This is a genomic window from Caballeronia sp., from assembly GCF_049581465.1.
Lineage (GTDB): Bacteria > Pseudomonadota > Gammaproteobacteria > Burkholderiales > Burkholderiaceae > Caballeronia.
Map to the genome: position 1 here is coordinate 1 of NZ_JBAUSA010000282.1, position 8092 is coordinate 8092.

At 57.4% G+C, this 8092-nt stretch carries 8 protein-coding genes and 2 pseudogenes; 5 read left to right on the forward strand and 5 right to left on the reverse strand.

Annotated features, from left to right (window positions below; translation table 11 throughout):
- Positions 1 to 19: 19 nt before the first annotated feature.
- The 5 genes from WCA53_RS06970 to WCA53_RS06990 all read left to right on the forward strand — a co-directional run bounded on the left by WCA53_RS06970 (position 20) and on the right by WCA53_RS06990 (position 2369).
- Positions 20 to 139 carry an antitoxin Xre/MbcA/ParS toxin-binding domain-containing protein gene (locus WCA53_RS06970; RefSeq protein WP_423907321.1) on the forward strand — a complete coding sequence of 40 codons (120 nt, stop codon included), beginning with the start codon at positions 20 to 22 and terminating at the stop codon, positions 137 to 139.
- Positions 136 to 603 carry an RES family NAD+ phosphorylase gene (locus WCA53_RS06975; RefSeq protein ID WP_423907305.1) on the forward strand — a complete coding sequence of 156 codons (468 nt, stop codon included), beginning with the start codon at positions 136 to 138 and terminating at the stop codon, positions 601 to 603. The genes WCA53_RS06970 and WCA53_RS06975 overlap by 4 nt, the downstream gene beginning before the upstream one ends.
- Positions 604 to 628: 25 nt before the next feature.
- Positions 629 to 1138: a hypothetical protein gene (locus WCA53_RS06980; RefSeq protein ID WP_423907307.1), complete on the forward strand. Its 510-nt coding sequence runs from the start codon at positions 629 to 631 to the stop codon at positions 1136 to 1138.
- A 668-nt stretch (positions 1139 to 1806) separates the two neighbouring features.
- Positions 1807 to 2049 (forward strand): type II toxin-antitoxin system CcdA family antitoxin, encoded by a 243-nt coding sequence (locus WCA53_RS06985; RefSeq protein ID WP_423907309.1) that lies wholly within the window; start codon positions 1807 to 1809, stop codon positions 2047 to 2049.
- Positions 2049 to 2369 (forward strand): CcdB family protein, encoded by a 321-nt coding sequence (locus tag WCA53_RS06990; RefSeq protein WP_423907312.1) that lies wholly within the window; start codon positions 2049 to 2051, stop codon positions 2367 to 2369. Before WCA53_RS06985 ends, WCA53_RS06990 begins: the two co-directional genes overlap by 1 nt.
- Positions 2370 to 2467: 98 nt before the next feature.
- On the opposite strand, the pseudogene WCA53_RS06995 reads toward WCA53_RS06990, so the two are convergent.
- The 5 genes and pseudogenes from WCA53_RS06995 to WCA53_RS07015 form a co-directional block, all read right to left on the reverse strand.
- A pseudogene (locus WCA53_RS06995) lies at positions 2468 to 2728 on the reverse strand (ISL3 family transposase); the annotation flags it as partial.
- Between the two features lie 254 nt (positions 2729 to 2982).
- A complete protein-coding gene (locus WCA53_RS07000) occupies positions 2983 to 4416 on the reverse strand; it encodes a cytochrome-c peroxidase (RefSeq protein WP_423907315.1) in 1434 nt (477 codons plus the stop codon).
- Positions 4417 to 4530: 114 nt separating this feature from the next.
- On the reverse strand, positions 4531 to 6216 hold the full coding sequence (locus WCA53_RS07005) for a phospholipase C (RefSeq protein ID WP_423907317.1): 1686 nt from the start codon (positions 6214 to 6216) through the stop codon (positions 4531 to 4533).
- Between the two features lie 326 nt (positions 6217 to 6542).
- Positions 6543 to 6686, reverse strand: a complete 144-nt coding sequence (locus tag WCA53_RS07010; RefSeq protein WP_423907319.1) for a hypothetical protein — start codon at positions 6684 to 6686, stop codon at positions 6543 to 6545.
- Positions 6687 to 7735: 1049 nt separating this feature from the next.
- A pseudogene (locus WCA53_RS07015) lies at positions 7736 to 7983 on the reverse strand (hypothetical protein).
- Positions 7984 to 8092: the final 109 nt, after the last annotated feature.

The following is an 8092-nucleotide window of genomic DNA, read 5'->3' on the forward strand; positions in this document are numbered from 1 at the left end:
GGATATTGCCGCGCAATGGATGCAAGCCGCGCACGCGGAATTGAATGGCGAAAGCCCGATCGCGATGCTGGACACGCAAACTGGTTATGACGCAGTACAGCGAATTCTTCAACGGATCGAATTCGGCGTGGGTGTATGAAGCTTTTTCGAGTCGCAAAAGACAAGCCGGGAAAATACCGCGCGGACGATTTGAGTGGAAACGGAGCGTCGGTTGCCGGGGGGCGTTGGAATCCCATGGGTATGCCCGCGCTGTACACAAGCCTTAACGCGGCAACGGCAGTACTCGAAGTGCGCGTGCATCTGTCCGGGTTCATTCCTGCCGCTAACCTCTTTCTCGTTGAGGTAGATATTCCTGATGTCTTGATCAGCAAGGGGTATGAACCGTCTCTGCCGACTGACTGGAACGAACTCACGATCCCCACATCGACAATTGAGATTGGTCGGCGATGGTTATCGGCAGCGAAGTCAGTCGCGATGAAAGTGCCTTCTGTGGTATGCCCGGCAGATTGGAATGTCATTCTTAACCCCCATCACAGCGATTTTCGGAAGGTGAAGGTCACTCGGCAAGAACCGTTTTCGCTTGACGCCCGCCTGTTCCGATAGACGTAGGAAAACAAGGAAAATCGACGTGCTCGGGCCAGTCGCGCATATCGTCTGTCCAAACCTGTTTCACCACATGTACGCGTCCGAAGCGGCGGCCACGTATCCACAGGCACTGCTGCACGGTCCAGCCGCCTTGCAACGCAAGCGCCGGGACCTGCGTTTCTGCGCGACGCTGACGGACCAGCCGCATCCCGAGTGGCGTGACGATCTCGAACTGATGACGATTGAAGGCTCCATGCTCGACGAGACAGTGTTTTATCACCCGGCAACGCGCACACTGATCACCTGCGATCTGGTCGAGAACTTTCGGGCGTCGCCGCATTGGCTAACGCGCAACTATTTGCGCGTGGGTGGTGTGCTCGGTCACGTCGGCTGGCATCCCCTCCTGCGTCTGGTCTATCGCGACCGCAAGCGGGCTCGCGCCTGCGTGGATCGGCTGCTCGCCTGGCCGTTCGAGCAAGTCGTACTCGCGCATGGCGAGCCGCTGACGTACAACGCGCATGCGCAGGTCCGGGAAGGCTTGGCGTGGCTCTGAACCGCGTGTCGCGACGCTCAAACAGCATCACGGATTGAACGGAGTTGATCACACCATGACACCTACGTCGCCGCGCGTGCCGCAGATCGCGGCTCCTGCCAACCGGGCCGAGACGGCATCGTCGGGCTCTTCGCCGAAGGGCGATTCGCCTCCTGTCAGCGGACGTTCCCGAACCGATGGGGAATGACCGTTCCTAGCCGATAGCGCCAGTTCAACTAAGCATCTGAAGCCGACTTTCGCGAACGCCGAGACGACCTCGCTAACGGCCAAAATGGCCGAGTACGAATCTCGCGAGCGCCCAACTGGCCGCCCTTTCAGGTGACCAAACAGGGCTAATGTCCCTGAAGCCGTCCTGCCTCGACGCTACTCGGCGACGTTGCCGTGATCACGGGCGTTATCGCCGCAACAGGGCTTACCCACCACTCCTCCGAACACGTCAACTAGCAGCAGTTCACCGGCATTCGCCGCACGACGGTGCACTCCCTATTGCTCTTGTGTAGTTATCCGAACGACAAATTGAGCGACTACTGACCGCACGATAACTTGGCGGCCTCACAAGCAACGTGCGACTAGGCGGCCTTGCAACGGTCGCTCGGAGGAAGATTTCCTGTCGACGATCATCGTGCATGCGGACTATAATGCACATGTTTTCAAACATGGAGATGCGCATGGGTAAGGCACTCGAAGGCCGGGCGCGTAAGTCCACGAACGTCACGTTGCCGCCTGAAGTCCTGGATCGGGCCAAGGAGCTCGGGATCAACCTTTCGCGCGCGAGTGAGCGTGGTGTGCGCGAAGAAATTCAGGAGGCTGAGGCTCGCCGTTGGGCCGACGACAATGCCGAGCTAGTCGCGGCATACACTGCGATGGTTGAACGCGACGGGCTGCCGCTCGCGAAGTACAGGACGTTTTAATGGCGCGTTTTGATCTCTACGGTAACCCCGACGATGAGACGCGGCGCCTTGCGCCATACCTGCTAGACGTGCAGAGCACGCATGTCGGAATCTTGCCGACGCGCATCGTGATTCCTCTGCGACCTACCCCAGATCTCGGGTTTTCAGGCAAACCGTCCGATTTGCTGCCGGTCTTCGAGATCAATGGCGAGAAACACTTCCTCGACACGCCCGCCATGGGTGCCGTTCCGTTGAACGCGCTCGGCAGGCGCATCGGCTCCCTTGCGGATCGCCGCGATGCCATCTTGGCCGCGCTCGACCGGATCTTCGGCGCCTTCTGACCGGAGGCAACGTAGCGGCGGTCGGTCTCACAGGCGAAAACTGGCCACGGTGCGGACATTAGCGGCTCTTTTGACACTCGGCATTGCGCGCTAGCGTTGATCGCCCCATCTGGTAAGTGCACACGCGGCACCCGGATTTCCAGGAAGCACTCGTGCTGAAAGAAATTCAGGTGACGCAGACGCTTGATTTGCGTGTCGTGCACGGGATGCTCGCCGGTAACTCCGGTGTAGGCCAACCGGCTGCCCGCGACGAAGTCCACGACAATGGTGAGTTGACGCTGGGCCGCATCAAAGTCAACGGCTTGCAAGTACCAAGGCTCGGTTATACCGAGAGCAGATTCGAACAGTTGATCCGTCATGGTTGCTTTGTCTTGCCTGGCTGGTTGCCGCATTCTGCCGCAACCAGCCACCGTTCAGCTTGACGATTTAGTGCGCCTCAATGGTTCGCTTCGCCGGGTTCACGCCCGCCCTTGACCCGCTAAACCACCCACTGAGAATTCAAAAGAGGCAACATTCTGAAACGGGAAAATCTGACGAAGAATGCAGCGGACCATGCGCGCTTGCGACGACCGTCTCGCATCCAATCAACGATACGGTGGCGGTTCACGATTGACTAAGAGTGATTCTTTGAATACCCGTCATTGAGCGTCCTCAAGAACGCGATGATGTCCCGCATATCTTGGTCGCTCATAGCCGGCTTGTCCCCAAACTTGCGGTCAAACGGTGCGTCGGTATTGTCGATGTTCGCGTGGAACCGCAGCGGCAGGTCATCGTATTGGCGAACCTTGCCGTCCGGACCCTTCGGATAAAACTTTTCTGGCGCAGTATTTCGGTCGTTATAGAACGCCATCACGTCGTCTAGAGAACTATAGATCCCATTGTGAAAAAACGCATGCCGGGTTGCCGCATTGCGCAGCGTAGGTGTCAGAAACATTCCGCAATACTGCGTCTGATCATTCATGTCCGTGCGGAAAGGACCGCAGATGCCCATATCAAAGAAAGCGGGATTCTTGTTCTCGTCAAGCTTGTTGTTGCGGGGAACACCAAGGGCTTCGTACTGATAGTCGGTGAACATCGGCGGCAAGCCGTCCGCACCTATTTTGGACAGATGGCATCCAGCACAATTAGCCTTATCCGGGTCGTTAAACAGGCGCAAGCCGTGCAACTCCGCCTGGCTTAAGCGTGCTTTTCCTTCCAGCCAGTAGTCATATTTACTGGAATACGGATGAAAGGATTGGTCTTCGACTTGATAGCGAGCAATGGCAAACATCGCCTCAGAAATCGCGAGGTCGCGGCTTTTGAAGATGTTTGGCCCGAAGAGCTTAACAAAGTCGTCTTTGTACGAGGTACCTTGAAGCTTGTTCGATATTTCGTCCATGCTGGCGTTAGCCATTTCCACAGGGTTTAGCATGGGTCCCGATGCTTGCGCCTGCAGGGTGTCGACACGCCCGTCCAGAAAGAGTCCCCCTTGTGGAACCATTGCAACGGCAACGGGCGCCACGCCCGCATTCTTCTGGGCCTTCTGCGTTCCCGCTGCCTGACTCGCAAGTTGAGCCAGATCCGGTGGTGCGTCCGCGTCGCCAGCGTCCGGTCCGATACTGAAATTCGGCTGGCGATACAGATACATGAGCGAAGGCGGTGGCCGATAGCCCTGAAGGGTTAGATGAGGGCCGCCCAGTTGAACCGAAAGATTGTTCGGTGGGCCAAAAGCGGATTCAGGACTGTGACATGAAGCACAGGACTGTTTTCCCGACGCGGACAGCGTCTTGTCGTAAAAAAGCTCTTTCCCGAGTTGCGCAACCGCACTGAGTTCCACGTCGGCGGGCCGCTGTAAAACAACTGGATTTGGATTTGCACCGGTGAGGTCTTCCACGATGTCACCTACCCTTGCTGGGACCTGTGACGGGAAAGCAAGGGCCCAAGCGCAGAAGCCGGTGCTCGCAACGAGAAGCGCCGCGAGGCACCAAAGCGCTGTCTTCTTTGGCTTGGGTGCACGTGGGGTATTACCAGATGCCGGTTCGACTGGCGGGGCAACGTACAGGGACATGGAGGCGACGGGAAAAGGTTAAACAAAAATGTTGCCGACCGATTTCTCGATGGCAACACGGACAACGAAGTGTGAGGTGCGTCGGCATGAGCGCCGACGCGAGCTTTAAACTCGTTAGATCGGTGGCACCGAAGCGACTGGCGTACCGAGCGTCGGGTCGACAAATAGCGTCGGGTTGTTACCAGCACCGCTGAAATTGAACATCCCGTTGATGGAGCCCGCGGTTGCGTCGAACGAGCCGCCGCCGAGACGCGCCCCATTCAGCCAATTGTCTTCAATGAAGCGGACAACTGATGCCTGGCTGATCGGTGTGTGATCGACGTAGTTGACCTTGGCCCACGGCGAGATAACGAGGAACGGGATACGCGTGCCCGGACCGCAGCGACCGTTCACCGCACCGCCATTTACGCCAAGCGGCGCGGCACCGGCACCGCACTTGCCTGCGCCATTCAACTGGTCGGCTTGAGCATCGAACGACGAGGACGTTGGGTTTGCAAACGCATGGTCGTACCAGCCATCCGAGTCATCCCAAGCAACGATAACTGCCGTGCTGTTCCAATCCGGTTGCTGCTGCAGGAAGTTGACGATCTTCGTTGTGAATGCCTGTTCGTCCAGCGGATCCGAATAACCGGCGTGGCCATCCTGGAATGCCGGAGCCTTGATGAAGCTCACCGACGGATAGTTGCCGGCCTTGACCGACGCAAAGAAATCGTCAGTGTCATATTGGTGGTTTGCCGGTTCCGGCGTCTTGCCGTCAGCCTCGAGCGAAAGGCCAATGACTGCCGCCGAGCTCGGACGCAAGTGCTGCGGGTTCGCCGTTGTTGCAAAGTATTGGAACCAGTTGTGATGGGGGACGTAGTCGGCCGTAGCTTGTCCCACCACAGGCGTGACAGTGCTGCGCTTGCAACCCGTGGTGCCATTGCCGTTCACAGTCGACAAATTGAAGCCGCCCATGAAGCCGCCCCATGAAATGTTCTTCGTGTTCAGCAAGTCGCCTATGTTCTTGCCGGTCATCAATATCTGGTCGGTCGCGCTCGAACACAAATCGTTGGCGGGGTCGGCATCGTTAATGAGGGTGATGCCGCCTTGACCATCGTTGATGTAGTAGGAGCCTGAAGCGGTAGTCAGATTGAACGCCGGTTTGCTCGTCTTGACGATTTTCACCCCGTTGTTTTGCCCCGATACCACTTCAAGCGCGCCCGGTGTGGACGGACCGTATGTGTCCGTGTATGCGTTGTCGCTCATCGAAAACTTCTGGGCGTAGTTCCACATGGCACCGACCGTGTTGCCGTCAAAGTAGCCCATCACCTGGCCAGCCGTGCCGAAAGCGCCTGCACCGCCGCTCGAACCCTTACCCGTGAATTTCGGGAAAAGATCCGCCGCGCCGTTGTCATAGGCCTGTTGTTCTGCGGTATATGCGTGATTCTGGTCGGACGTGGCTGCTTGCGTCCTGTCCAAACGGAACGGGTTGGATGCTGCAACACCGTTAGCCGGGTTGGCGAAGTTCGGGTTTGCTGTGAGGAGCACCCCCGAAAGGCCATTGATCGCAGGTGTACCGGCGGCCGATGTGAACGCTGGCTCGCCTGCTGGGTTTGCCGCGTTCGGGTAAGTCGCAAAATAGTGGTCGAACGACACGTTTTCGTTGTAGATAACTACGACGTGCTTGATTGGCGTAGCCGTTACCAGACGGTTTTGAACGGACTGTGATGAATTATCGCTGCCACTATTGCCCCCGCAAGCGTATAGACCAAACGCGGCCGCGGCGGCAGAAATGCCAACCGTTAAAGTTCGACGAAGCATAGGTGAAACTCCAGATGTCGTGCGCTATGCGCTATTAGTTATTTAATTGGCTGATAGATGAGCGGTCGTATGTGGGCACTTCCGAAATCCACGCGGATTTAAACACTTCGACATGAATACCTAAAGACGGTTAACTTTCTAACGCATTACGTCGGATGACATCTTGTAATGTTGGGTAAGGCGAGCTGCTACGCCAACATGCGTCGAATAGTGGGCAGAGGAAACTGCTGCTTGAGCAGTTGTCAAGGGTCCGGCCCCACGTCGGGGGCGGCGAGATTGACGAGATCGTTGACAAATTTAATTTGCGTTACGGCTCTCAGCACACACTACTTGCGCTGCGCCACGAGTATTTCGGCCGTCCAGAAAATGACCGTCGGGCGCGGACGAGGATTGTCGGCGGTAGCCGCTTCGGCGGGACCGAACTTCGATGACACGAGATATACGCGGTGTGCCTTTGCGTCGAGCGCCATTGTCTACGCGCCTTCCAACGTCAGGTCATTTTCCGCGACCGTGTAGTGGTCGGCGTCATCTTCATGCACGACGGTCAACGTGCCGTCCGCGCCATTCGAGCTGGCGTATCCCACCGCCGATGCTCGAGCGACGGCTTTGGCCGAGCCTTGTAAACTTGAAAAATAGCCGTTGCGACAATGCCGGATCCATCGGCGGAAGTGGGTCTCGCGTGCCGCCGATCACAGACTTCCAGTTCACCTTGCGTATGCCCCTTTGCATGAGGCAGTACGCGGGCCGGTCGTGCCTGCTCGACAACGGCCACTCCATGCGCCCTCGGTTATACGAAGGATAACGGACTGAATCATGAGCGGACTCGACGGCAGTGCCGTCGCGATAAGGCCCATCGCAATGCCACTGTGTTTTGCCCACACGGCGTTGTATGAAAACGCGTCAGCCCTTTCCGCCGACACTCGGGGTTCGCAATCGCGCACGTGCACCGTCGGTGACGTGTCGGTCATCGAGCTCAAATAAAAGCGTGTGGCCGTCCTCGGCCCTGTTGCGTTGATAGCGCTGGCGCTCTCGGGCTCAAGGACACCGCAGCGCCCTGCGTATGGCCTGCCGTTCTTTTAAATTATAAGGAATCCATATTTATAAGAATCATCTCGGCTAAACCAGATATTGCACCAGAGCCCTATACTCCTCGATACGATACGTCGTGCTTATCATATAGCCTCCGCTTGAGATGCTGTTCTTATTGCGATAGACCCTTTTGCGTTGTGGGCAATCGTGCTACGGGCAACACGCGCCCCTGCCTGACGCTTTCCGCGGGATCAAGAGGCGATGGGCCAAACGGTCGAAGTCACTCGCTCGGCACTTACGCCGAACTGCCTAGCGATGGAAATCAGACGTTCTTGCCATTCCCACGTGCCGAACACGTCGTGGACGTTCTGCAGGCAGCTCAGCAAAGCGATCGTTGAGGTGAATAGCAGCACGGTCAAATATCTCCTGGTGGCTCAGGAAAGCTGTCGTTTCCGTTTTCATCTGATGCTCCTTCTGCCTTATGGCCCTCTCACGCTGCAAGCCGATAACCCGCCATTGCCGGCCGGGCGATCGCAGGCGGAAACACACACCACGAGCCGTCGTCGTGCCGAAAGAAAATATTGCACGTGAACCGGTCGCGGCCGAGACCTCGACGCCCACATAGCGTCTCTTGTGTAAGCCCATTCGACCAGATTGGACTACGCGGATCCGCATCGTCGGAGTGGGCGCGAGCCATTTTTCTACCAGGAAACGTAGGGACTTCTCGGCGATGTTCATGCTCATCCCCTTCCACTTTGGCCTCACTGTTCACGCCGGTGGGGCGGTCAGTAGCCGTATGCCACGACTTGTCAACCGTCCGGCGTACACTGAGTAGACCACAGCAGTG

Bases quoted from the DNA above. Each gene is read 5' to 3' on its own strand.
- WCA53_RS06970 (WP_423907321.1), top strand. From the start codon at position 20: ATGCAAGCCGCGCACGCGGAATTGAATGGCGAAAGCCCGATCGCGATG.
- WCA53_RS06975 (WP_423907305.1), top strand. From the start codon at position 136: ATGAAGCTTTTTCGAGTCGCAAAAGACAAGCCGGGAAAATACCGCGCG.
- WCA53_RS06985 (WP_423907309.1), top strand. From the start codon at position 1,807: ATGGGTAAGGCACTCGAAGGCCGGGCGCGTAAGTCCACGAACGTCACG.
- WCA53_RS06990 (WP_423907312.1), top strand. From the start codon at position 2,049: ATGGCGCGTTTTGATCTCTACGGTAACCCCGACGATGAGACGCGGCGC.
- WCA53_RS07000 (WP_423907315.1), bottom strand. From the start codon at position 4,416: ATGTCCCTGTACGTTGCCCCGCCAGTCGAACCGGCATCTGGTAATACC.
- WCA53_RS07005 (WP_423907317.1), bottom strand. From the start codon at position 6,216: ATGCTTCGTCGAACTTTAACGGTTGGCATTTCTGCCGCCGCGGCCGCG.
- WCA53_RS07010 (WP_423907319.1), bottom strand. From the start codon at position 6,686: ATGGCGCTCGACGCAAAGGCACACCGCGTATATCTCGTGTCATCGAAG.